General features: G+C 34.2%; 22 protein-coding genes. 9 read left to right on the forward strand and 13 right to left on the reverse strand.

The genetic code is table 11. The annotated features are described in order from the left end of the window. The 4 genes from ABD745_RS19435 to ABD745_RS19450 all read right to left on the reverse strand — a co-directional run. A partial coding sequence (locus ABD745_RS19435; protein ID WP_344834079.1) for an alpha/beta fold hydrolase occupies positions 1-389 on the reverse strand: 389 nt, incomplete at its 3' end. Between the two features lie 293 nt (positions 390-682). Then, positions 683-1,183, reverse strand: a complete 501-nt coding sequence (infC, locus tag ABD745_RS19440; RefSeq protein ID WP_185100065.1) for a translation initiation factor IF-3 — start codon at positions 1,181-1,183, stop codon at positions 683-685. 174 nt (positions 1,184-1,357) lie between these two features. Continuing rightward, positions 1,358-3,277 carry a threonine--tRNA ligase gene (gene thrS, locus ABD745_RS19445; protein ID WP_344834083.1) on the reverse strand — a complete coding sequence of 640 codons (1,920 nt, stop codon included), beginning with the start codon at positions 3,275-3,277 and terminating at the stop codon, positions 1,358-1,360. A gap of 172 nt (positions 3,278-3,449) precedes the next feature. Continuing rightward, positions 3,450-4,994 carry a hypothetical protein gene (locus ABD745_RS19450; RefSeq protein WP_344834086.1) on the reverse strand — a complete coding sequence of 515 codons (1,545 nt, stop codon included), beginning with the start codon at positions 4,992-4,994 and terminating at the stop codon, positions 3,450-3,452. Between the two features lie 147 nt (positions 4,995-5,141). Here ABD745_RS19450 and ABD745_RS19455 point away from each other — a divergent pair, with 147 nt between their 5' ends. Genes ABD745_RS19455 through leuB form a run of 4 tightly spaced genes read left to right on the forward strand, consistent with a single transcriptional unit; the run spans position 5,142 to position 9,465 of the window. Next, on the forward strand, positions 5,142-6,305 hold the full coding sequence (locus ABD745_RS19455; RefSeq protein WP_344834088.1) for a 2-isopropylmalate synthase: 1,164 nt from the start codon (positions 5,142-5,144) through the stop codon (positions 6,303-6,305). Positions 6,306-6,335: 30 nt separating this feature from the next. Continuing rightward, complete coding sequence (gene leuC, locus ABD745_RS19460) at positions 6,336-7,724, forward strand: 3-isopropylmalate dehydratase large subunit (protein WP_344834937.1); 1,389 nt, start codon at positions 6,336-6,338, stop codon at positions 7,722-7,724. Positions 7,725-7,754: 30 nt separating this feature from the next. Further along, positions 7,755-8,354 (forward strand): 3-isopropylmalate dehydratase small subunit, encoded by a 600-nt coding sequence (leuD, locus tag ABD745_RS19465; RefSeq protein WP_344834091.1) that lies wholly within the window; start codon positions 7,755-7,757, stop codon positions 8,352-8,354. Then, positions 8,344-9,465 carry a 3-isopropylmalate dehydrogenase gene (gene leuB / locus ABD745_RS19470; protein ID WP_344834093.1) on the forward strand — a complete coding sequence of 374 codons (1,122 nt, stop codon included), beginning with the start codon at positions 8,344-8,346 and terminating at the stop codon, positions 9,463-9,465. Before leuD ends, leuB begins: the two co-directional genes overlap by 11 nt. A 168-nt stretch (positions 9,466-9,633) precedes the next feature. Here the strand turns inward: leuB and ABD745_RS19475 are convergent, their stop codons facing one another. From ABD745_RS19475 to ABD745_RS19505, 7 genes are all read right to left on the reverse strand, one after another. Beyond that, complete coding sequence (locus ABD745_RS19475) at positions 9,634-9,813, reverse strand: hypothetical protein (RefSeq protein ID WP_344834095.1); 180 nt, start codon at positions 9,811-9,813, stop codon at positions 9,634-9,636. Positions 9,814-9,873: 60 nt separating this feature from the next. Beyond that, the gene (locus ABD745_RS19480) at positions 9,874-10,335 is read right to left on the reverse strand and encodes a DUF4230 domain-containing protein (protein WP_344834097.1); all 462 of its coding nucleotides are present in this window, start codon (positions 10,333-10,335) and stop codon (positions 9,874-9,876) included. A 147-nt stretch (positions 10,336-10,482) separates the two neighbouring features. Beyond that, a complete protein-coding gene (locus tag ABD745_RS19485) occupies positions 10,483-11,049 on the reverse strand; it encodes a TlpA family protein disulfide reductase (RefSeq protein ID WP_344834100.1) in 567 nt (188 codons plus the stop codon). Between the two features lies 1 nt (position 11,050). Next, positions 11,051-11,518, reverse strand: coding sequence for a pyrophosphohydrolase domain-containing protein (locus ABD745_RS19490; RefSeq protein ID WP_344834102.1), 468 nt, complete (start codon positions 11,516-11,518; stop codon positions 11,051-11,053). 281 nt (positions 11,519-11,799) lie between these two features. Continuing rightward, the gene (locus ABD745_RS19495; RefSeq protein WP_344834104.1) at positions 11,800-14,730 is read right to left on the reverse strand and encodes a reprolysin-like metallopeptidase; all 2,931 of its coding nucleotides are present in this window, start codon (positions 14,728-14,730) and stop codon (positions 11,800-11,802) included. Between the two features lie 205 nt (positions 14,731-14,935). After that, positions 14,936-15,433 (reverse strand): DinB family protein, encoded by a 498-nt coding sequence (locus tag ABD745_RS19500; protein ID WP_344834106.1) that lies wholly within the window; start codon positions 15,431-15,433, stop codon positions 14,936-14,938. Between the two features lie 23 nt (positions 15,434-15,456). Further along, positions 15,457-16,596, reverse strand: coding sequence for an acyl-CoA dehydrogenase family protein (locus ABD745_RS19505; RefSeq protein ID WP_344834108.1), 1,140 nt, complete (start codon positions 16,594-16,596; stop codon positions 15,457-15,459). A gap of 191 nt (positions 16,597-16,787) precedes the next feature. Between ABD745_RS19505 and ABD745_RS19510 the strand changes: the two genes are divergently transcribed. From ABD745_RS19510 to purF, 5 genes are all read left to right on the forward strand, one after another. Continuing rightward, entirely contained in the window at positions 16,788-18,653 is a 1,866-nt protein-coding gene (locus tag ABD745_RS19510) for an endonuclease (RefSeq protein ID WP_344834112.1), read from the forward strand. Positions 18,654-18,927: 274 nt separating this feature from the next. Then, the gene (locus tag ABD745_RS19515) at positions 18,928-19,533 is read left to right on the forward strand and encodes a SatD family protein (protein WP_344834115.1); all 606 of its coding nucleotides are present in this window, start codon (positions 18,928-18,930) and stop codon (positions 19,531-19,533) included. A gap of 2 nt (positions 19,534-19,535) precedes the next feature. Further along, a complete protein-coding gene (locus tag ABD745_RS19520) occupies positions 19,536-20,231 on the forward strand; it encodes a DUF3307 domain-containing protein (RefSeq protein WP_344834118.1) in 696 nt (231 codons plus the stop codon). Positions 20,232-20,252: 21 nt separating this feature from the next. Then, positions 20,253-20,972: a phosphoribosylaminoimidazolesuccinocarboxamide synthase gene (purC, locus tag ABD745_RS19525; RefSeq protein ID WP_344834120.1), complete on the forward strand. Its 720-nt coding sequence runs from the start codon at positions 20,253-20,255 to the stop codon at positions 20,970-20,972. Between the two features lie 107 nt (positions 20,973-21,079). Continuing rightward, positions 21,080-22,579, forward strand: coding sequence for an amidophosphoribosyltransferase (gene purF, locus ABD745_RS19530; RefSeq protein ID WP_047402034.1), 1,500 nt, complete (start codon positions 21,080-21,082; stop codon positions 22,577-22,579). Positions 22,580-22,658: 79 nt separating this feature from the next. Here purF and ABD745_RS19535 read toward each other — a convergent pair whose 3' ends face one another. Together ABD745_RS19535 and ABD745_RS19540 are read right to left on the reverse strand one after the other, a co-directional pair. Then, positions 22,659-23,246, reverse strand: a complete 588-nt coding sequence (locus ABD745_RS19535) for a porin family protein (protein WP_344834124.1) — start codon at positions 23,244-23,246, stop codon at positions 22,659-22,661. Positions 23,247-23,463: 217 nt separating this feature from the next. Continuing rightward, on the reverse strand, positions 23,464-24,174 hold the full coding sequence (locus ABD745_RS19540) for a porin family protein (protein WP_344834127.1): 711 nt from the start codon (positions 24,172-24,174) through the stop codon (positions 23,464-23,466). Positions 24,175-24,384: the final 210 nt, after the last annotated feature.

Here is a 24,384-nt window from a genome sequence, read left to right on the forward strand (position 1 = left end):
TCGCTTTTTACCATAATTGGAGGAACTGCACTGATTAAAACTGCTTTTTTAGCTCTTCCGTTGGCATATTTGTTAACATAACGGATTACTTCACCACCACCCGTTGAATGTCCGATATGAACCACGTCTTTCAGGTCAAGGAATTCTACCAGTTCAGCTGCATCAGAAGCATACTGTTCAATGGTGTGATTGTAAATGTCCTGGCTGGAACGACCGTGACCTCTTCTGTCGTGGGCAATTACTCTATAACCTTTCTGTAAGAAGAAAATGACCTGTGCATCCCAATCATCTGATGATAAAGGCCATCCGTGGTGAAACATCAGTACTGGTCCTTGTCCCTGATCTTTGTAGAAAATCTCTGTTCCGTCTTTTAATTTTAATGTACTCATAGCTTGATTTTTTTTAATGTTATTAATATTTTATTATTATTCGAATAGGTTTTTATTTCTTATTTGTAAAGCAAATTTAGAGTAAAATTTTTATCATAATTTTAACTTAGGTTAAATTTTAATAAATAATTAATAACTATTATAAATTATATAAAATGGATTTTGACAATTGATTTAACTATATTAATAAAAGTGTAAATTTCCTTATTTTACAATAGACTAAAAACAAAAAAAACCTCAAAGAAAATTTGAGGTTTGATATTTTAAATCAGATTTTTGATCTGATTATTGGATTATTTAGCTGGTTTTTTAGGACTCATCATCATAATCATTCTTTTTCCTTCAAGTTTAGGAAGCTGATCTACTTTTCCAACGTGCTCCAGTTCCTGAGCCAGTTTTAGAAGCAAAATTTCTCCCTGATCTTTAAAGATAATCGAACGTCCTTTAAAAAATACGTAGGTTTTTAATTTTGAACCTTCTTCAAGGAATTTTTCAGCATGTTTTTTCTTAAACTCATAATCGTGTTCGTCAGTCTGAGGTCCGAAACGGATCTCTTTTACAACTACTTTTACTTGCTTAGCTTTTAGTTCCTTTTGCTTTTTCTTTTGCTCATATAAGAATTTTTTATATTCTAATATTCTCGCAATAAACGGTTCAGCCTTATCGGAAATTACTACTAGATCCAATTCTTGTTCAGCAGCAATCTGTCTTGCTTTGTCAATTGGATAAATTCCCGGCTCTACGTTATCGCCCACCAAACGTAGCTCTCTCACACGAATTTTATCGTTAATCAAGTGTAAGTCCTCCTGTACAGGACGTCTTTGTGGGCCCCTGTTGTTAAATCTTTGTGCTATTGTATTATAATTTTATTGGTTAACTTTCTATTCTAAAATTAAAAAATTTAGAGATTCAGAAATTATTATTGCTAATATCTTAATCTCTGAGTAATTTAATCTTTTAATTAAATTTTATATCGCAGATTCTTTCTTAAAATAAGAAACGAAATCTTCCATATTCATTACTCCAAGATCTCCTTCTCCACGTCTTCTTACAGAAATTGTGCCGTCTTTTTCTTCATTTTCTCCTACAACCAGCATGAATGGAATCTTATTCAATTCTGCATCACGGATCTTTTTACCAGTTTTCTCATTTCTGTCATCAATCTGACCGCTAATATCGTGATTTTCTAAAAATTGTGAAACTTTTTTCGAATAATCTACATATTTTTCGCTGATCGGAAGAATAATAAACTGATCCGGACTCAGCCATAATGGGAAATCTCCTGCAGTATTTTCCAGCAAAATGGCAATGAAACGTTCCATAGAACCAAATGGTGCTCTGTGAATCATTACCGGTCTGTGTTTCTCATTATCGTTTCCAATATAGTGAAGATCAAATCTTTCCGGTAAGTTATAATCAACCTGGATAGTTCCAAGCTGCCATTTTCTACCTAAAGCATCTTTTACCATGAAATCCAGTTTCGGACCATAAAATGCTGCTTCACCATATTCAACAACTGTTTTCAAACCTTTGTTTGCTGCTGCTGTGATGATAGCATTTTCTGCTTTTTCCCAGTTCTCATCAGAACCGATATATTTTTCTCTGTTCTCAGGATCTCTCAACGAAACCTGAGTCATGAAATCTTCAAAACCTAAAGATTTGAAAACATACAATACAAGATCGATTACTGCTTCAAATTCTCCCAACAGCTGATCCGGAGTACAGAAAAGGTGAGCATCATCCTGAGTAAATCCACGAACTCTTGTCAATCCGTGAAGTTCCCCGCTTTGCTCATACCTGTAAACAGTTCCGAATTCCGCATATCTTTTCGGTAAATCTCTGTAGCTCCATTGTGAAGTTTTGTAAATTTCACAGTGGTGAGGACAGTTCATCGGCTTCAGCATAAATTCTTCTCCTTCATTTGGAGTTCTGATCGGCTGGAAGCTGTCTGCTCCATATTTATCCCAGTGTCCGGAAGTTACATACAAATCTTTTGACCCAATATGTGGTGTCATTACAAATTCATAACCTCCTTTTTTCTGAGCAACAGAAAGGAAATTTTCTAATTTTCTTCTCAAAGCGGTACCTTTTGGTAACCATAATGGTAAACCGGCACCTACTTTTTCAGAAAAAGCGAAAATTCCTAATTCTTTACCTAATTTTCTGTGGTCTCTTCTTTTTGCTTCTTCTAATCTTTCAAGATATTCTGTTAATTCTTTCTGTTTTGGGAAAGAAATACCATAAACCCTTGTTAACTGAGGATTTTTTTCATTTCCTCTCCAGTAAGCTCCGGCTGCATTCAAAATCTTCATTGCCTTTACAATACTAGTGTTTGGAATGTGTCCTCCACGACAAAGATCTGTGAAATCATCGTGTGTTACAAAAGTGATTTCTCCATCATTAAGATTAGAAATCAATTCTACTTTATAAGGATTATCTGCATAAGTTTTTAACGCTTCTTCTTTAGAAACAGGGTATAATGAGAAAGTTGAACCTTTTTTAGCATTTTCCAATACTTTTTTCTCAATTTTCTCAAAATCTTTTTCAGATAAACTTTCGTCCCCGAAATCTACATCATAATAGAATCCGCTTTCGATGGCAGGACCGATTGTCAACTTAGCATTTGGATAAAATTCAAGGATAGCCTGCGCCAAAAGGTGGGCAGAAGAGTGCCAAAAAGCCTTCTTTCCAAGATCATCATTCCAAGTCAACAACTGTACCGTAGAATCCGTGGTTATAGGTGTGGTTGTTTCTACTTGTTTGTCATTAACAACTGCAGAGATGGTATTTCTAGCCAATCCCTCGCTTATAGATTTTGCCACATCTAGCGGAGTAACTCCCGCCTCGAATTCTTTGACGCTATTGTCTGGAAGTGTAATTTTTATCATTGTTTACTAAGAAATTTTAAGATGCAAAAATACGCATTTTTTATTTAAAATACTACAATACGGCATATTTGAAGCGATATTTAATACTAAAAACGGAATAAAATCGTTTTTAATAATTAAGAATTAATCAAGAGTCTAATTATGAATAAGTTAAAAAGGCTCTTATACAACTTTAATTATTCCTTTTATACCTCACTTTTTCCTTAATAATTTCAATTACATCTACATTTCTTACTTTAGATTTTACCCAACCGTGTATATCTATATATAATAATGATCTTCTGTAATATTCATTTTCCGAAAAAAGATCGAGCTTTTTGTTAAATTCTTTAAAAGATTCCAGTTGTTTATCAGGAGTCAGATCGTTCAGGTTTTTAAAAAATTTAATACTTTCAAAATGAAATTCATCCGGTTTTTTCATCTTTTTTGTAAACTTTAAAGTAGCTTTTATAAATTCATCATAATCTTCATCATTTCCTGATTCATATTTTGTCATTAAAATCAAAATTCTGGTATGAAAGAGTAAATCCTCCTGCACATTCCCCTTAGATTCAATTACTTTCAATGAATATTTTATAGACTCTTTAAACTTTTTGCTTCCAAAGAACATTGCTGCCATTTTTAAATAAAGAATCATAAAATGATGCTCATCAATTTTATCACGGAATCTTTCCATTTTCAGTTCAATTTCAGGGATTAATTTTGTTCCCGAAAAGAATTCACCTTTTACAAAATGGATATTCATTAAGGTATTATAAAAAGTCAAAAATACAAGAGATTGTATGTTTTCATTTTGAGTAAAACTGGAAGAATGAACAACCTCATTAAAATCTTTGAAACGATTTTCTAGAATATCGATATTTCCGTAAATAAAAAGGATTTTTAAAAGATAAGTATTACCCTTAATGTACCAAACAGGATGACTTACAATCATCTCCGGATTTTTGTGAAACAAATCAACCCATTGAAAAGCATATTTCAAAGTATATTTATATTCCTGAAGCAATTGGTTTTTCCAGACATGCGCTTTGAAATACCATAGTTTTTCTGTGAAATTTAATTTTTCAAAGTTGATTTTTTGAATCTGAGTATTAAAAATCTCCATAATTTCAGCACGGTCTTCGTTATTTTTTACATAACCATGCGTCAACATTTCGCTGTATAATTTCAATGAAAGATTGGATAATTCAGTCGCATAATGATTTTGTTCGCTGATCTCAGTGGATTGTTTTATCAATTCATCGGCGCGACCTTCAATGCTTCGTGTAATAAACTGTGATTCAATTACTTTTTCTAAGTCAATAATTTCGGAAGCAATATTTTTTTCATCTAAATCTAAAGCTGCTTGTTTGCTTTTATCTAAAATCTTCAAAGCCTGTTTATGAAGTCCTTTCTGATACAAAATATTTGCAAAATCAAGCTGTTCGCGCAATTGTATCCTGTAATTCTGATGACTTGGATTCATTCTTAAACTTACCAAAATCTGCTTGTAAAGATGAGCTTTCAGGTTTGACAGCTGTTGTTTTGTAGAAATTTTTTTATCAAGGATAATATTTTCGTCATACTCTTTCATCTTATCCAGTTCTGAAAAAAGAAGAAGAAATTTTGCGTCAACATTAATTCCAAGTCGGTTTACATACAGCTTGAATTGCCTTTTTTCGGAAGTTGTTAACGACTTAATTAATACAAATAAAAAATCTTTATGCAATTCTGCCATTGTAAATTTTTATAATTTAAAATAATGATAATCAGTTGATTGAAATTAAAAAACATTATTTTGAGTATTGTAATTTTTACAAAAACTAAAAATGAATAAACGTTTCATCTTTCTAGTTTTGAATCAAAATTAAGTAAAAACTTCATTATGAATTCCGAAAAAGTCGAAATTTTTGATACCACATTGCGTGATGGAGAACAAGTTCCCGGTTGTAAATTAAACACAGAGCAAAAATTAATTATTGCTGAGAAACTGGACGAGTTGGGTGTAGATGTTATAGAAGCTGGTTTCCCAATTTCAAGTCCCGGAGATTTTCATTCGGTTTCGGAGATTTCAAAACTGGTAAAAAATGCAAAAGTCTGCGGATTAACAAGAGCTAATCAAAAAGATATCGACACTGCTGCAGAGTCATTAAAATTCGCCAAAAAACCTAGAATTCATACAGGAATCGGAACTTCTGATTCTCATATTAAATTTAAATTCAATTCGAATAGAGAAGATATTATTGAAAGAGCTGTTCAGGCCGTAAAATATGCTAAATCTTATGTCGAAGACGTAGAGTTCTACGCAGAAGACGCTGGTAGAACCGACAACGATTATTTGGCAAAAGTTTGTGAAGAAGTTATTAAAGCCGGTGCAACAGTTCTCAATATTCCTGACACAACAGGATATTGTCTCCCTGAAGAATACGGAGAAAAAATCAAGTATCTGAAGGAAAATGTAAAAGGAATCGACAACGTAATTTTATCTTGTCACTGTCACAATGATCTGGGAATGGCAACTGCCAATTCTATTGCAGGAGTTATCAATGGAGCCAGACAAATCGAATGTACCATCAACGGATTGGGAGAAAGAGCCGGAAATACAGCGTTGGAGGAAGTTGTGATGGTTTTAAAGCAGCATCCATATTTAAAATTATACACCGATGTTCAGTCCAAAATGCTCAATCCTATGAGTGTTTTGGTTTCTGAGCTGATGGGAATGCCTGTTCAGCCGAATAAAGCGATTGTGGGAGCTAATGCTTTTGCGCACAGTTCAGGAATTCATCAGGATGGAGTGATCAAAAACAGAGAAACTTACGAAATTATCGATCCTTCAGAAGTAGGCGTAAATGCTTCAACAATTGTATTGACGGCCAGAAGCGGACGGTCTGCTTTGGCATACAGATTCAAACATATTGGTTTTGATGTTACTAAAAATGAACTAGATTTTCTCTATCAGGAGTTTTTGAAAATCGCTGATAGTAAAAAAGAAGTTAATAATGATGATTTAAGTTCAATTATTGAAAAAGTGACGAGAAAAATAGGGTAGGATTTGATTTTAAATATGGATAAAATTAAAATGAACAACGATAAAAAAACACTTTTTGATAAAGTCTGGGATGCTCATGTTGTAGAAACAATTCCGGACGGACCTCAAATTATATACATTGACAAACATCTGATTCATGAAGTAACGAGCCCACAAGCTTTTGCAGAATTGGAATCCAGAAATCTTGAAGTTTTCCGACCAAAGCAAATTGTTGCGACAGCCGATCACAATGTTCCAACCTTGGATCAGGATAAACCAATTCGTGATGATTCTTCGAGAAATCAGGTTGAACAGCTAACAGAAAATTGTAAGAAAAACAATATCGAACTGTATGGTTTAGGACATCAATATCAAGGAATTGTGCATATTATAGCTCCTGAATTGGGAGTTACACAACCTGGGATGAGCATTGTTTGTGGCGACAGCCATACTTCAACGCATGGTGCTTTTGGTTCGATTGCTTTTGGAATTGGGACGAGTCAGGTTGCCCAGGTTTTTGCAAGTCAATGTCTGTTGTTGAACAAACCAAAATCGATGAGAATTACCGTAAATGGTAAATTAAATAAAAATGTTCAGCCTAAAGATGTGATTTTATACATCATTTCAAAAGTAGGAACGGATGGCGGAACAGGTTATTTCTGTGAATATGCAGGAAATGTTTTCGAAGAAATGTCGATGGAAGGAAGAATGACCGTTTGTAATATGAGTATCGAAATGGGTGCTCGTGGAGGAATGATTGCTCCTGATGAAACGACTTTCGATTATGTTAAAGGCAGAACTTTTGCTCCAAAAGGTGAAGAATGGGATGAAAAATTAGAATATTGGAAAACATTGAAAACAGATGATGAAGCGGTTTTTGATACGGAATTTTCTTTCGATGCTTCTGAAATTTATCCAATGATTACATACGGAACAAATCCGGGAATGGGGATTTCTATCAATCAAAATATTCCGAATCCACAGAATGAGTCTGAGGAAAAGGCTTTGAAATACATGGGTTTAAAAGCCGGACAAGCACTTTCAGATATTAAAGTGAATTATGTTTTTATTGGAAGTTGTACCAATGCAAGAATTGAAGACTTCCGCTCTGCAGCGAATTATATTAAAGGAAAAAGTAAATCAGAACATGTTCAGGCTTTGATTGTTCCGGGCTCGCAACAGGTTGTAAAACAAATTTTTGAAGAAGGTTTAGATAAGGTTTTTAACGAAGCTGGTTTTCAGATCAGACAACCGGGATGTTCAGCGTGTTTGGCAATGAATGACGATAAAATTCCTGAAGGTGAATATTGTGTTTCAACTTCCAACAGAAATTTTGAAGGAAGACAGGGACAAGGAGCAAGAACAATTCTGGCAAGTCCTTTAACCGCCGCGAAAGTTGCTATTGAAGGTCGAATTTCAGTTTTTGAAAATTTAAACTAAACGAATTAAAATTATTTTGATTTCAATAAAATGCAAAAATTAACTATTATAAAATCCAGGGCAATTCCTTTGCCGGCAGAAAATATAGATACGGATCAGATTATTCCGGCCAGATTTTTAAAAAGTATTGATAAAAACGGTTTTGGAGACAATCTTTTCAGGGATTGGAGATATAATGTTCATACGAATGAGCCGAATTCTGATTTTGTTCTGAACAATTCAAAATATAGCGGTGAAATTTTGGTTGCCGGAAACAATTTCGGTTGCGGAAGCAGTCGTGAACATGCAGCCTGGTCATTGACGGATTATGGTTTTAAAGTCGTTGTTTCAAGTTTTTTTGCAGATATTTTTAAAGGTAATGCATTGAATAACGGATTATTGCCCGTAAAAGTTTCTGAAGAGTTTTTAAAAGAAATTTTAAATAACATTACAGAAAATCCTGAAAAAGAAATTTTAGTAGATGTTGAAAAACAGACGATTACTTTCAACGATAAAACGGAGAATTTTGAAATTGATTCTTATAAAAAAATATGTCTGATAAATGGTTATGATGATATTGACTTTTTAATCAGCAGAAAACAGGCGATCAAAGAATTTGAACTAAAAACACAAAAAGTATATGAAAACTAATTTTAAAATTGCGGTTCTTCCGGGAGATGGAATTGGGCCGGAAGTTGTTGCCGAAAGCATTAAGATTTTAGATGCCATTGCCGAAGCTTTTCATTACCAATTCGATTTTAAATACGGGTTAACAGGAGCTGAAGCGATTTTTAAAACCGGAAATCCTTTACCAGATGAAACGTTAGAAATCTGCAAAGAATCTGATGCCGTGCTTTTCGGAGCAATTGGCGATCCGTCTTTTGATAATAATCCTGATGCAAAAGTTCGTCCAGAGCAAGGTTTGTTGAAACTTCGTAAAGAGTTAGGACTTTTTGCCAACATCCGACCTTTGAAAACGTTCAATTCTTTAATTGAAAAAAGTCCTTTGAAAAAAGAAATAGTTGAAGGAACTGATATTCAGATTTTCAGGGAATTGGTGAGCGGAATTTATTTTGGTGAAAAATTTACGGATGAAGAAGCCGGTTATGCTTATGATATTTGTAAATATAATCGTGATGAAATCGCACCAATCGTTCATATGGCTTTTCAGGAAGCACAAAAACGCAGAAAAAAATTAACCTTAATTGATAAAGCAAACGTTTTAGATACTTCAAGATTATGGAGAAAAGTCTGTAAAGAAATTGCTGCGGAATATCCTGATGTGGAGCTTGATTTTATGTTTGTAGATAATGCAGCGATGCAGTTAATTTTAAATCCGAAACAATTTGATGTCATCGTTACAGAAAATATGTTCGGAGATATTATTTCTGACGAAGCAAGTGTGATCGGAGGTTCTATCGGACTGCTTCCGTCGGCTTCGATTGGTAACGAGAATGCTATGTTTGAGCCTATTCACGGTTCTTATCCGCAGGCGAAAGGAAAGGGAATTGCCAATCCTATTGCTTCCATTTTGAGTACTGCGATGATGCTTGATTATTTAAAACTTGAGCAGGCTGCAGAAAAATTGCGAGCATCTGTGGAATATGCGATTGAAAATAAATATGTTACAATCGACCTGAATTCGGAGCAGCCTTATTCTACAGGCGAAGTAGGAAGTTTTATTGCAGATTATATTAAATATTCCGAGAAGACGTATTATAATTTTGAAAATGTGAAAATCGGAAAATCAACGATTGTTTAAAAAAAGTGAATTGTCAATTTTGCTTCGTAAGTCAACAGCCGAATAGTTAGGGTAGTTTACGAGCGGAGCAATTGACCACTTTAAGTTTATAAGATATTTGATTTTTATTTGTATATTTTTTTTAAAAAGGTTCCATCTCTATGAGACAGAACCTTTTTTATTGTAAGATTATTCTTTCGTGTTATCCGTTTTTCCAGATTTGTTTTTTGAAGATTTTTGTACATCTTCCTTGTCAATATCAGGCGGATTCGTTTTTTTTGATGATGCAGGAATATTAGGAAAATCCTGATTTTGTCTCTTTGTCTCTGCGGTATTGGCAGATTCTTTCTTTTTGTCGTTTGAGTCCATAATTTTAAATTTTATGATTTGAAACAGGACTTTAAAAACTTAAATATAAAGCTAAAATTTCTATAGTCCAAGAATACCGATCTTTCCGGTTTTATCTTCTATGGTATAGTTCAAAGCCTTTGCCAAAACGAAAATATTATTAAGATTTTCCATCAATTGTTTGCGGCCTTCCGTTCTCAGTTTATTTTGATCAATAGATTTAATGGCCGTATCTTTTGCTTTTTGAGTTACATTTTTGATGTCCTTTTCAGAAATTCTATTAAAAAAAGAATCGTCCAGAGACTGAATTTCCACACTTGGAGTGATTCTGATATCTGCATCCGGAAGTTCCGTTATGATCAGTTTTTTGTTGATAGAATCTACTTCCATCTTCATTTTATTAAGATCATAAGAAACCTGCGCATTGGTTTTTGTGTAAGTAATAATACTGTTGCTCGATACTTCTTTCCCGAAAAATTCGTAACCCATTTTTGTCTTCTGCATTGCGGAAGAATTCTGCTCCAGAACTACCATTTTATTCATCTTTGAAATCTGGTTGGTCAAAATATAATAATCTGACTTTTCTGTTTTTTCACTAGGATTAAAACAAGATTTAAAGCTGAAAAAAAGAATCGTCATTAAGACAATTCCAGCCAAAAACGGTACTATTATTCTGATATTTCTCAAAGTTTATTTGCTAAAAATTTCTTTAATCACAGACTGATCATCTTTCTTCAAAATCTCAACCAAATCTCTTTCTATATATCCGGTTGTAGGCATTTCTATAATTCTTCCGATTTCCTTACCATATTTTTCAACAATAATTGTCGGAACTTTTTGAAGGTTATAACGGGCTTCGTCGCCTGTCGGAGATTCTTTTTTACGGTTCACAGCAATGATGGTTAACTTACCTTCAGGGTATTTCACTTCTTCCAAAATCTTCATTAATCTTGGAAAATCTCTGTGACTGTCTTCACACCAGGTTCCCATAAAAACTATGATATTATAAGAATTGATCTTACCTTTTTTTAGTTCACCGACTGCTTTTTGATCTAATGCGTATTCGTCGTGTTCTTTCACATACCAATCTGCATATGGAGCTTCAAGAAATTTGCTTTTCAACTGATTTCCCAAAAGCATTTTGCCGTCATTCGTTGTTTCGACTTCACGGCCCACCACAACTTTTTGTGCTGTAAGCTGTTGACTTGCCAAAAGTAAAGCTGAAACAGCAAAAACATTTGTAATAATTTTTTTCATACTATTTTTCGATAATTGTCTTCAAATCAGCAGGAGAATAGTATTTATTTTTCAAAACTTTATGATCAGCTTTTCTATATACATTAAATTTCTCACCTGATTTTTCATAAAATGATTCTACATCTTTTTCTTTGTAAAATTCAACCGTTTCCTGTGCCTGTTCTTCGTTATCGCAAGCTTTAGACATATTCGAACGCTGAACTTCGTTGAACAATTCTACAAATTTGTTGCCAAGTCCGAATTCCAGAACCGCACCGCTCAAAACATATTGCAAATCGCACAATGCATCAGCAATTTCTACGATATCATTGTCGGCAAGTGCCTGTTTTAATTCATTCAGTTCTTCCTGTAAAAGTTCAACTCTAAGGTTGCATCTTTCCTGCGAAGGAATTTGTGGAGTATCTAAAATAGGGGCTTTGAAAGTTGTGTGGAATTCTGCTACTTGGTTCAGGCTGTCAATTTTATCCATGAATATTTTTAATTTAAGGCAAATATAAAAATTACGAATTAGATATCAGGAATTAAGACTTAGGTTTTTTGTTGAATTATTTAATAAGTGATATTGGAGGAAGAATCTATTTTTTATTTTAAAAATTAAAGCAGAGATGTTTCGACTGCTTTGCACTCGACATGACAATGCTTATGATATTAAGTACTCATCATTCATTAATAAAATTACTCATTACCCATAAAAAAAGACTGCCCGTTTCCAGACAGCCTTTTATCCCGTGTTTAAATTCGAGAAGAGTATTAGTTTTTGATGAATCTCTTAGAGACTTCTCCAACCTGGATCATATAAGCACCTTTGATAAGATTGCTTACATTTACAGAGCCTCTTTCAAGTTTTCCTGAATTGATTAGTTTTCCACCCATATCGAAGATTTTATAATCTTCATTCGTCGTATTTGAAATATTTAAAAAATCTTTAGCAGGATTTGGATATAATTTAATATCAGTCAATAAATCTTTTGTATTAACCTCACCTCTTGCTGATGAAGCAATATTTAAAGTGTAGTCTTCAACCTGTCCGTATGTGTAAGTTCCGCAAGATGATGTAGGAACAGAGCTATACTGCATCATTACTCTCATTCTTGTAGTACCAACAGTTGCCGTTGAAGGAATCGTGATCGATCCTGTTGCCGGAGTTGTTGTAGAACCGGTTTTAGACCATGCTAATTCTCCGCTGTCTGTAAAGTCTCCATCTCCGTTGTAATCAATATAAACTGCATAAGCTTCACTGTAAACCGTTGATGTCCAAACCGGAGTTACAGAAATTGCATAAGCAGAACCTTTTGTTACGTTGGTAGAAATTGCCGTAAAGTTTTCATAACCTGCAGTTCCTGTGGAAGTATTATTAATTGTTCCGAATTTCACATTTCCGATTCTTTCATCAGCCGTGTTGTTGGCAGAAGCTGAACAATAAGAAACTGTACTTCCTGCAAGAGTTGTTACAGAAACCGTATTGCTTGAAGGCGAAACATTTCCTGCCGCGTCTTTTGCTTTTACTGAGAAACTATACGTTGTAGAAGGAGTCAAACTTGTTACAGTATAAGAAGTCGAAGCTGTGGAACCGATCAATGAAGCACCCTGATAAACGTCGTAGCCCGTAACTGCTACATTGTCTGTTGCTCCTGACCAAGAAAGATTTGTGCTTATAGAAGTAGTGCCTGAAGCTGCCAATGTAGGTGCTGTCGGAGCAAGTACATCTCCTGTCCCTGAACCTGCATTTACAGTAATATTTGCGTTGTTTACATCAAAGAAAATATGGTTTGAACCTTTTACCATAATTCTTCCCGTTGTAGTAGAAGTATTTGGAATTACAACAGCCTGAGTTCCGTCATTTGGAGTTCCGGCAAGTAGAGTAGTCCATGTTGTTCCTGAATCGGTAGACCAGAGAATATCTACATTTGCTGCATTTACATTGTTTGCTGTAGTTCCGGCAACATTCCACGTTACGGTTTGAGAAGTTCCGCCTGTATAAGTTGTTGCCGAGTTTTGAGAACTTACACTGAAAGGTCCTGCAGTTCCGTTCACAGTAATTACTGCATCATCTGAATTATTTCCTGAACCTCCGGCTCTGTTATCACGAACAGTGAATCTGAAATTATAAGTTCTTGCTACATTAGATAGCGCTTCAACTGTAATTTCTGAACCTGCCGTTGTTGTTGCTCCTGTTAAGACTGAAGCCATTCTTGGGAAATATCTTACAGGTGTAGTTTGTGGAGTCCATGACCTGAAAGTTGGTCCTGTTGCTTTTGTAGCACTTGCTGCCGAACTTGCTCCTGTCTGAGAAGAAGAAGCATTGTCCATCTGCTCCCAAACATATGTTAAGGAATCTCCGTTTGCATCTGTTCCGGTTCCTGTTAACATGAAAGGTGTTCCTTTTGGAATTGTATAATCTAAACCTGCGCCTGCTGTTGGAATAGAATTTCCAGTATTTGTGCTTACCGGGCAAGTTTTAGCTTTGATATTATTGGTAATCTGCTGAATACTTATCGCGTGGAAGAAAGCGTCTGAATGTGGCTGAATATCTTGGGCAGTAATTCCTGCATATCCCATGATTGTTGATCCGGATCCAGGTTCCATATTTGCACCTGTTCCTTCGTTATTCATTGAGAATGTGTGGTTTCCTCCAAATTGATGCCCCATTTCGTGAGCTACATAATCAATATCAAAATTATCTCCTGATGGAATTGCATCTGTGGGAGATGTATAACCGCTTCCTTTTGAACCGTTTGTACAAACACAACCAATACAACCTGCGTTTCCGCCACCTCCTGAAGCTCCGAATAAATGTCCGATGTCGTAGTTTGCTTCACCGATTACTGACGTTAAAGTTGATTGTAATTGAGAATTCCAGTTATTCATTTGTGCAGCAGGAGAATATGGATCAGATGAAGCGCTTGTATAAATTACCGCATCATTATTAGCAATAAGAACCATTCTCGCTGAGAAATCTTTTTCAAAAACTCCGTTTACACGGGTCATTGTGTTGTTCATTGCGGCTAAAGCGTTCGCTTTTGTTCCTCCAAAATAAGCAGTGTATTCTCCCGTAGAAGATAATGCTAATCTGAATGTTCTTAGTTTGGCATCATCCGCGTTTGGTCTTGCGGCAAGATTACTTGTATTGGCAACACCTTTTTGAGCTACATCAATTACAGTACATTCAAATTTATTTAAGTTATCTTTTTTATCTGATTTTTTGTAAACTACATAAGTTGAAAGATCTTTTGTGTAAGGCTCAATAAAAACCGCGGATTTATCACCATAAATTTCCATCGATGATAAACCGAGTGGTGAAACACTGAAATAAACTGTCGAATTTGAATCTCCGAAACCTTCGCCTACATAAGATTTGATATCCGGATATTTTGCGGCTAATTGAGGATCAAAATTGGAATTCTCTCTTACCTTAAAGTTTTCCATTTTCCCGTCAGAATTAGGAAAGGAGATAATAATCTCTGATTTTTCTCCTGCAGCCAACCTTTTTGGAGCTTTTGCCAAAACATTTTTTAAACCATTAATATCCAAACTGTAAATCTTCGGATTATTAATACTTGATTTGTTTTCAAAAATTTCTGAACTTGTTTTTTTAGACCCTTCAGACCAAAGACGATCGGTCTGCGCGAAAGAGATGCCCGATAGAAGCAGCATCCCAATCATCGATAATTGTTTTTTCATATAATCTCTATTTTGATTGTGGGATATCAAAGCTAATAAAAATTTTATTACGAAAAACAAAATTTTTTAAGAAAATTTTAGAGTATATATCTAAACAATTATGCAATACATTGAATATCATTAAAATTTTATTTTCTCAAAAAAAGAAAATAGCACCCGCAAAACGCGGGTGCTATTCACTTATTGATGATATAATTCTAAATTTCTAAAATTTATCGTCAGCAGTCGGTCCGTACAATCCCGGAACTTTATTTCCTGTAGATCTTAAATAAACAACCAACTCGCCTCTGTGATGATACAAATGATTATACAAAAATGAACGAATTACCTGAATTTTTGGCATAGGAGGGAAGAGTGAATTTCCGTCCATTTCCATTTTCCATTCATTAAAATAAGTGTTTTCGTCTGAATTTTCTATGATTTGCTGAGCTTTTGCAACATTTTCTTCAAACTTAGCAACAATATTTTCTACTTTTGAAATATTACCTTTATCATATTTGTATGTTCCCATATCAAATACATCCTGATTGAAAGTGGATTCAAACCAATTGTAAACCTCTGCAATGTGAGAAGCCAACTGACCTGTTGTCCAATTAATTTCGGATGGTTTAAAATCTAAAGCACTGTCCGGAATTGATTTTAAAAGTTTTCTGGTACTTTCTGCTTCATGCAAAAATTCGCCTAATAATGCCTGTTTAATCATTTGTATGTTTTTTTATAAATAATTTATTTTGTAATATCTCTGCCGATAACTAATCTTTGGATTTCAGAAGTACCTTCTCCGATTGTACAAAGCTTAGAATCTCTGTAAAATTTCTCAGCAGGGAAGTCTTTTGTATAACCATAACCTCCGAAAATCTGAACGGCATTATTCGAAATTCTTACACAAGCTTCAGAAGCATACAATTTTGCCATTGCTCCTTCTCTTGTCATTTTTTGTTTAGCATTTTTTAAAGTTGCAGCTCTTTGAATCAATAATTCAGAAGCGTCGATTTCTGTTGCCATATCTGCCAACATGAAGTTGATCGCCTGAAATTCTGAAATAGATTTTCCGAATTGCTGTCTTTCTTTAGCATATTTCAAAGCCGCCTTGTAAGCTCCTCTTGCAGTTCCTAAACTTAAAGCAGCGATAGAAATTCTACCCCCGTCAAGAATTTTCATTGCTTGTTTGAAACCTTCTCCAACTTCTCCCAAACGATTGGCATCAGGAATACGAACGTTATCGAAAATCAATTCTGCAGTTTCAGAAGCTCTCATTCCTAATTTATTCTCTTTTTTACCGGAAGAAAAACCAGGCATTCCTTTTTCTAAAACAAAAGCCGTTGAGTTGTTTTTTGCACCAATCTCACCTGTTCTTGTCATTACAACTGCAATATCACCCGAAATAGCGTGAGTAATGAAGTTTTTAGCACCATTAATGATCCATTCGTCACCGTCTCTTACGGCTGTAGTAGACATACCCCCTGAATCTGAACCTGTATTATGCTCTGTCAATCCCCAAGCTCCGATTACTTTACCTGAAGCTAGCTGAGGAAGCCATTTGTTTCTTTGCTCTTCATTTCCGAATTCATAAATATGATTAGTACAAAGTGAATTGTGTGCTGCCACTGAAAGACCTATAGAAGGATCTACCTGAGAAATTTCGTCAAGGATCGTAACATATTCATGATATCCAAGACCAGAACCACCATATTGTTCCGGAATAACAATACCCATGAAACCCATCTCTCCTAACTCATGAAACAGATCTTTAGGGAAAGTCTGGCTTTCGTCCCACTCCATAATATTAGGTCTAATATTCTTCTCAGCAAATTCTCTTGCTGTTTCCGCTATCATTTTGATATTGTCAATTGTCTCTGTATTCATATATATAAATAGTTAGTGCCCAAAGATAACCAAATTGACGGAATGCCAAAGAAAATTATTTTACAGCTACTATTTTATATGCAAAACTTTAATTTTCAATTTTTTATATTTTAAAAATTAATGATTTTTTAATAAAATTTTCAGAACTTTGAGTAGATTAATTTACTATTTTAGCCACCCAATTTTAAAGCATGAAAAAATTTCTACTTCCAATTATTTTGATTTCATCCTGTTTTGCAGCTCAGGCTCCGGCAGGATATTACGATGGAACAGCAGGCTTGACGGGTTACGCCTTAAAATCGAAATTGCATGATATTATTTCGGCAAAAAATATAAACTGGAATTATGGTGATCTTACCAACTATTACAATCAGACAGATTTAGATAAATATTACGATCATGATGCTACCAATACGACTATACTATTAGACATGTATTCTGAAATTCCGACAGGACCGGATGTTTACGAATATACAACAGCTAATATTATCGGAAGTGCTTCTGCGGAAGGACAGGGCTGGAACAGAGAGCATATGATGCCTCAAAGTACATTCTACAGTAATTATCCTATGTATTCTGATTTGTTTTATGTAGTTCCTACGGATGCAAGAATTAATCAGCTGAGAAGTAACTATCCTTATGGAATTGTAGGCTCTACTATATATTATACGTTTACTAATTCTTCACGAATAGGCAACTGTGCAATTCCGGGGATGACTTATACCGGACGTGTTTATGAACCGATTAATGAATTTAAAGGCGATGTAGCAAGAAGTTTACTGTATTTTGCGGTAAGATATGAAGGGAAATTAGGTACTTTTAATTTTAATAATAATGCAAATCCTGCTTCTGACACCAATCCTTTGGATGGTACAGAGGAAAGGTCTTTTGATCCGGCTTATATTACAATGCTTCTCCAGTGGAATCAGCAAGATCCTGTTTCTCAAAAGGAAATTGACAGAAATAATGCAGTCTATAATTTACAGAAAAACCGAAATCCTTTTATTGATAATCCTGCATGGATAAGTGCAATTTGGGGACAAACTCCGGATGCAATTGTACCACAAACACCTGCCAATTTAACTGTAACTCAAAACAGTGCTTATTTTTCAACATTAAGCTGGACGCCAAGTTCAAGCACAGATGTAATCGGTTATAAAATCTACCAGAACGGAGCTTTAGTTGGAGCGACGAAAAATACAACATTCAGTATAGATCATTTAACACCTTCTACAGCTTATACTTTTACAGTTAAAGCTTATGACAGTGGATATTTATTGTCATCGGACAGCAATGTTGCTTCAACAACAACTTTAGCATCGGATATTTATGCTAAAGATTTAATGGTTACAAAATATCTGGAAGGATCTTCAAATAATAAAGCTTTAGAAATCACTAATAAAACAGGGCACCCTGTTAATTTAAGCGATTACAGATTGTCCATTCAGTTTTATAGCGGAACAAATTACTATTTCGTAGATCCTTATGAATTGGAAGGAATAGTTCAAAATAACGAAACTTTCGTTGTCCTAAATCCAAGTGCAAATTTTTCTTGTTATACCGTAAATCAGGCAAAATTTGTAACGGCGGCTCCACAGATGACTTTTACGGGAAGTAATTATCTAGAATTGAGATATAAATCTTCAAGTGTGGATGCGATAGGTGTGAGCGGGCAGTCGAATTCGTCTGTTTTAGGAAATGTTTCTTTATACCGAAAAACCAATATTAATCAGCCGACAACAACATTTACAATTGGTGAATGGGATTCATATGCGAGCGATTATTGTCAGAGTTTAGGAACTTTAGCAACTTCTGACGCAATTTTTGCTCAAAATAATGAGTTTAAAATTTATCCAAATCCTGTTAACGACAATATTTTCGTTAACGGAAAAATTGAAAATATAAAAACGGCTCAGATTTTAGATTTCTCAGGAAAAGTAATTTCTACAGAACAAAATCCTTTTAAAAATAAGAAAACTATTTCAGCTCAAAGCTTGCCGACAGGTTCTTATTTATTAAAATTAGATAATAAAATTTATCAGTTTATTAAGAAGTAAGGTATTTTTAATATGCTATGATGCTTCGACAAACTCAGCATGACAACTCTGATACTAACCGGTTCTATTTAGAAGTTAATTTATAGTGGTGTCATGCTGAGCTTGTCGAAGCATCCCAATTATAAAAGAGCAATTAAAAATAATTTTATTAAAAATATCCTGAAATCAGGTATTTACAACATCATCGATATAAGCAGATTCACTAATAATCAATATCTATAAGTGTATCTGCTTATATTTTTTATTTATAAGTAATTATGCTTATATTTGCAAAATGATAGCGGTACTTACCGGAGACATTATAAATTCACAACACGCGGAAACAGAAGTTTGGATGACCAAGCTCAAAAATCTTCTCGAACAATGGGGAAGCGCACCTCAAACATGGGAAATCTACAGAGGCGACGAATTTCAGTTCAAATGTAATATCGATGAAGTTTTCTGGCGTTTCTTAGCCATAAAATCATTAATAAAAAGTCAGGAAAATTTAGATGTAAGAATTGCCATTGGTATTGGCGAAGAAAACTTTTCATCTGAAAAAATTACAGAATCCAACGGAACGGCATATGTATATTCCGGAAGATTACTAAACGACTTAAAGAACGACGGGCACACCGTTTCTATCAAAACCTCCAACGATTCTGTTGACAGAGACTTAAATATTTTACTGAAATGGTCTTCGAAAGATTTTGATAACTGGACAATGGCAACATCCGAAATCATCCACGAAATGATCATGAATAAAGATATCACTCAGGAAGATCTTGCAAAAAGATTTGCAATCTCCCAATCATCTATAAGCCAGAGACTGAAGCGTGCAAACTATGAGCTTATCGTGGAAACCAATCAATATTTTAAAAAGAAAATCTCAGAACTGTAAGCATGATTTTTACTAAACTCATATTGGCACATTTATTTGGAGACTTTATTCTTCAGCCAAATTCTTGGGTTGCAGAGAAAGAAAGCAAAAAACTGAAGAGCAAATATTTGTACCTTCATGTTCTGATTCATATGGTTTTAAGTTTTATTTTCCTTTGGGATATTCAACTTTGGTGGGTAGCTGTTTTAGTAGGAATTACACATTTTATTATTGATGCAGCGAAACTGAATTTTCAGACTGTTAAAAATAAGAAAAACTGGTTTTTCTTTGATCAGGCTCTTCATATTTTAGTAATTGCCGGAGTTTCTTTTTATTTTAATGAATTCAATTTTGAATTTTTAAAAGATCAGGAAATTTTAAAAATATTGATGGCTGCTTTGTTTTTAACAACACCAGCTTCAATTTTTATCAAAATATTATTGTCTTCATGGACCCCCGTTCCGGAGACTACGGGTAACATACAAACCGAATCTTTATCGAGTGCCGGAAAATATATTGGAATTTTAGAACGTTTATTGGTATTCACTTTTATTTTGGTGAATCACTGGGAAGGCGTTGGTTTTATGGTGGCCGCAAAATCTGTTTTCAGATTCAGCGACTTAGCACAGGCCAAACAAAGAAAATTAACGGAATATGTATTAATCGGTACGCTTCTGAGTTTTGGGTTGGCAGTTTTAACAGGAATTTTAATTAAATAATAAAAATAAATCTAGTAAGAAATGGAAAAGAAAGAAATGTTGTACGAAGGTAAAGCGAAACAAGTATTTGCTACCGATAATCCTGACCAAGTTGTAGTTCGTTTCAAGGACGATGCTACTGCATTTAATGCTCAAAAAAGAGGATCTGTTGATTTGAAAGGTGAAATGAACAACGCCATCACAACTTTGATCTTTGAATATTTAAATGAAAAAGGGATTAAGACTCATTTCATTAAACAATTGAACGAAAGAGAGCAATTGGTGAGAAAAGTATCTATCATTCCTTTAGAAATGGTTGTAAGAAACTATTCTGCAGGAAGTATGGCTCAAAGATTAGGCGTTGAAGAAGGAATTAAATCTCCTGTTACTATCTTCGATATCTGCTACAAAAAAGACGAGTTGGGAGATCCGCTTATCAACGATCACCACGCTGTTTTCTTAGGTGCTGCAACGTATGAAGAGCTTGATGAAATGTATGAATTAACATCAGACATCAACGAAATCCTGATCGATCTTTTCGACAAAATGAATATCATCCTGGTTGATTTCAAAATTGAATTAGGAAAAACTTCTGACGGTGAAATCATCCTTGCAGACGAAATTTCTCCTGACACATGCAGACTTTGGGACAAGGATACAATGAAGAAGTTGGATAAAGACAGATTCAGAAGAGACTTAGGAGAAGTTACTGAAGCTTACGTTGAGATCTACAACAGATTGAAAGTAGCTTTAGGCAAATAAGATTTTAGATAAAATTAGATGTTAAGTTTTCTTATTTAACATAATATTTAATTTTTCATCTAATTTATAAATCTATCAAAATAAAATCTAGATTAGAAAAAATAGAAATGAAAAGTTTAGACATTCATAAAAGTGAATATTTAAAACAATTTGAAACTCAAACCTACGGAAGAAATCTTTTCAGAACGCAGGAAGAAGAAAGACTTGATGCTCCGAATGAGGAGTGCGGTATCTTCGGAATGTATTCTGATAACGATTTGGACACGTTTTCTCTTTCGCAGTTCGGGCTTTTTGCGTTACAGCACAGAGGTCAGGAAGCATGTGGTATTTCTGTTTTAAAGGATGGAAAAATCACCAATATGAAAGATGAAGGGTTGGTTTTAGATGTTTATAAAGAGATCCAGGATCCTGAAACTTTTATGGGAAATTCTGCAATCGGACACACTCGTTATACGACTGCAGGAGACAAAAAGAAGTATAATTTCCAGCCATTTTTCGCGAAAAACGAATATGACCAGATTATCCTTTCTATAGCGCATAACGGTAACCTTACCAATGCAAAAGAATTAAAACGAGAACTGGAAGCTGAAGGCGTAGTTTTCAGAGCAACTTCCGACTCTGAAGTGATTTTAAGATTAATCCAAAAAAATCTTGATTTAGGTCTTCGTGGGGCTATCAAGGCAACAATGGAGAAAATTGAAGGTGCATATTCTGTTGTCGGAATGACGAGAAATAAATTTTTCGCATTCAGAGATTTCAACGGAATCAGACCTTTGGTTTTGGGAGCAATCAACGAAAATTCTTACGTTGTAGCTTCTGAATCTGTAGCTTTAGATGCTGTTGGAGCTCAGTATGTTCGTGATATTTTACCGGGAGAAATCATTTATACAAATGAAAACGAACCTGGAAAATTAAACTCGTACATGGTAAATGAAGAAAAAGGAAAGCAAAGAATCTGTTCTTTTGAATATATCTATTTTGCAAGACCCGATTCTACATTAGAAAATATAAATGTTTACGAAATTAGAGAAAAATCCGGAGAGAAAATCTGGGAACAGGCTCCTGTAGAAGCTGATTTGGTGATTGGTGTTCCGGATTCCGGAGTTCCTGCTGCGATTGGTTTCTCTAAAGCTTCCGGAATACCTTTCCGTCCGGTTTTGATAAAAAACAGATATATCGGAAGAAGTTTCATCGTACCAACTCAGGAAATGAGAGAAAGGGTAGTGAACCTTAAATTAAACCCGATTATTTCTGAAATCAAAGGCAAAAGAGTTGTTATCATAGACGATTCAATCGTTCGTGGAACTACTTCAAAAAGACTGGTTAAGATTCTGAAAGAAGCTGGTGTAAAGGAAATTCACTTCAGAAGTGTTTCTCCGCCAATTATTGCACCTTGTTATTTAGGAATTGACACCCCATCAAAAGATGATTTGATTTCTGCAAATATGACGACTGAAGAGCTTAGAGACTATTTAGGAGTAGATTCTTTAGAGTTTTTAAGCACAGATAACCTAAAAGCAATTTTAGGTTCTTCCAATCACTGTTTTGGATGTTTTACAGAAGAATATCCTGTAGAGAAAGGAGAGGAAGTGGAATTATTTAGTTAAAATTTTTTATTTTTAAATAAATCAAAAAGGTCAGGTTTCATGATGAAATCTGACCTTTTATATTGAAATCAAATTGTTTTTAGTTGAATTTATATGCTAAACCAATCTGAAAAACATTGTTTTTACCTGTAGCATCAGGCCCCATAGTTTCCTTAGGAATGTCTACTACACCAGCAACATATCTTGCTGTAATTCCAAAATTGTCTGTGACATAGTATCCTGCACCAAGACCGATTCCAAAATCAAAAGTTTTAATATAATCATTAGCTTTTACAGATGCAGACTGATATTTGAATTTAGAATCTACTAAAAAGCTAAATTGTGGTCCTGCTTCTAGATAAAAGTTTGGAATTACATTATACTGAAACATTACAGGAACCGAAATATAACTTAAGTTTATCTTAAAATCATTTAATTGTTCGTCTTTAGCTCCTAATCCACTGTACATAACTTCCGGCTGAATGCTGAAGCTTGATGCGATAGGAATATTTGCAAACGCGCCTCCGTAAAATCCAGCTTTCGCCTTAGAATCTCCACCAGAAATAGTAGAAATGTTAAGACCTGCTTTTAAACCAAATCTTACTGAAGAAGACGATTCCTTAGCTTTTTCCTGAGCAAACGCCAATGAACTAGCTGTAATTGCTAATCCTAAAATTAGTTTTTTCATAGTTATTATTTTAAATTTATTAATAAATAGTTTATTTGCCAAAATTGCAGCAAATTTCTTGCCAATGTTTATTAATTGATTTAATAATTGATAAATATAGTCTCATAAGTAAAGCAAAAAGTCAATTTATTGTAAAAATTAAATGGTTAATAATAAGAAAGGTCAGACTTAAAAATTAAGTCTGACCTTTTATTGAAATCAAAATTGTTTTTATGAATTAGAATTTGAAGTATACACCTCCTTGAAATGTATTATTTCTGTTTTTATTCCCGTCGTTTTGAAGAGAAGTATTTCCATTCGTATTACTGTCTTTTTTATTAATATCTGTAAATCCGGCAACATATCTAGCACTAACACCAAAGTTTGGAGTAATATCATATCCTAGACCAAGACCTACACCCATATTAAATCCTGAAAAATAATCTTTAACGTCACCAGATTCTGATGTTGTAGTAGTTGTAGATCCATTTACCGTAGTTGTACTTGCATCTTTAGTTTTTGCACTTACCAAAAATCCAAATTCAGGACCTGCTTCCACATAAAATGCAGGTGTCGCTCTAAATTGAAGCATTAAAGGAACTGTAATATAATCTAAATTCAAAGTAGCAGAACTTTTTGAAGTAAAACTATTTCCTAAAATTGTACCACTCGAGCTATTAGTAACCTTTGATCCCATTTGAGAATACATTACTTCCGGTTGAATGCTGAACATTTCTGAAACAGGAATGTTTGCGAAAACACCTCCGGCAAATCCTACTTTAGATTTAGCATCTTCATATCCATCTTTTGAAATTGATGATACATTTATTCCAGCTTTTATACCGAATTTTACCGGACTTGTAGATGACATATTCGAACTTGAAGTCGTTGTTTGAGCGAATGCTAATGAACTTGCTGTTACTGCTATTCCTAAGATTAACTTTTTCATAACTTTAATTTTTTAATTTTTACTATTTCTAATTTTAAATTTTACTACTCGTCATTTTTTCATTTGACGGTGAGTATCTTTCAAATTGCTTGCCAAAAAACTAAATATGATGAAAATCAGTAAAAAATCCACCTATAAAATAAGTGGATTTTATTTTTATAATATTGAATTTCAAATAGTTAAAAATTCAATTAAACATTTGTTTAGAAA

Origin of the sequence: Chryseobacterium ginsenosidimutans (assembly GCF_039536845.1) — a bacterium.
Taxonomy (GTDB): Bacteria; Bacteroidota; Bacteroidia; order Flavobacteriales; family Weeksellaceae; genus Chryseobacterium; species Chryseobacterium ginsenosidimutans_B.

Bases quoted from the DNA above. Each gene is read 5' to 3' on its own strand.
- thrS (WP_344834083.1), bottom strand. From the start codon at position 3,277: ATGATAAAAATTACACTTCCAGACAATAGCGTCAAAGAATTCGAGGCG.
- ABD745_RS19450 (WP_344834086.1), bottom strand. From the start codon at position 4,994: ATGGCAGAATTGCATAAAGATTTTTTATTTGTATTAATTAAGTCGTTA.
- ABD745_RS19455 (WP_344834088.1), top strand. From the start codon at position 5,142: ATGAATTCCGAAAAAGTCGAAATTTTTGATACCACATTGCGTGATGGA.
- leuC (WP_344834937.1), top strand. From the start codon at position 6,336: ATGAACAACGATAAAAAAACACTTTTTGATAAAGTCTGGGATGCTCAT.
- leuD (WP_344834091.1), top strand. From the start codon at position 7,755: ATGCAAAAATTAACTATTATAAAATCCAGGGCAATTCCTTTGCCGGCA.
- leuB (WP_344834093.1), top strand. From the start codon at position 8,344: ATGAAAACTAATTTTAAAATTGCGGTTCTTCCGGGAGATGGAATTGGG.
- ABD745_RS19475 (WP_344834095.1), bottom strand. From the start codon at position 9,813: ATGGACTCAAACGACAAAAAGAAAGAATCTGCCAATACCGCAGAGACA.
- ABD745_RS19480 (WP_344834097.1), bottom strand. From the start codon at position 10,335: ATGAATAAAATGGTAGTTCTGGAGCAGAATTCTTCCGCAATGCAGAAG.
- ABD745_RS19485 (WP_344834100.1), bottom strand. From the start codon at position 11,049: ATGAAAAAAATTATTACAAATGTTTTTGCTGTTTCAGCTTTACTTTTG.
- ABD745_RS19490 (WP_344834102.1), bottom strand. From the start codon at position 11,518: ATGGATAAAATTGACAGCCTGAACCAAGTAGCAGAATTCCACACAACT.
- ABD745_RS19495 (WP_344834104.1), bottom strand. From the start codon at position 14,730: ATGAAAAAACAATTATCGATGATTGGGATGCTGCTTCTATCGGGCATC.
- ABD745_RS19500 (WP_344834106.1), bottom strand. From the start codon at position 15,433: ATGATTAAACAGGCATTATTAGGCGAATTTTTGCATGAAGCAGAAAGT.
- ABD745_RS19505 (WP_344834108.1), bottom strand. From the start codon at position 16,596: ATGAATACAGAGACAATTGACAATATCAAAATGATAGCGGAAACAGCA.
- ABD745_RS19510 (WP_344834112.1), top strand. From the start codon at position 16,788: ATGAAAAAATTTCTACTTCCAATTATTTTGATTTCATCCTGTTTTGCA.
- ABD745_RS19515 (WP_344834115.1), top strand. From the start codon at position 18,928: ATGATAGCGGTACTTACCGGAGACATTATAAATTCACAACACGCGGAA.
- ABD745_RS19520 (WP_344834118.1), top strand. From the start codon at position 19,536: ATGATTTTTACTAAACTCATATTGGCACATTTATTTGGAGACTTTATT.
- purC (WP_344834120.1), top strand. From the start codon at position 20,253: ATGGAAAAGAAAGAAATGTTGTACGAAGGTAAAGCGAAACAAGTATTT.
- purF (WP_047402034.1), top strand. From the start codon at position 21,080: ATGAAAAGTTTAGACATTCATAAAAGTGAATATTTAAAACAATTTGAA.
- ABD745_RS19535 (WP_344834124.1), bottom strand. From the start codon at position 23,246: ATGAAAAAACTAATTTTAGGATTAGCAATTACAGCTAGTTCATTGGCG.
- ABD745_RS19540 (WP_344834127.1), bottom strand. From the start codon at position 24,174: ATGAAAAAGTTAATCTTAGGAATAGCAGTAACAGCAAGTTCATTAGCA.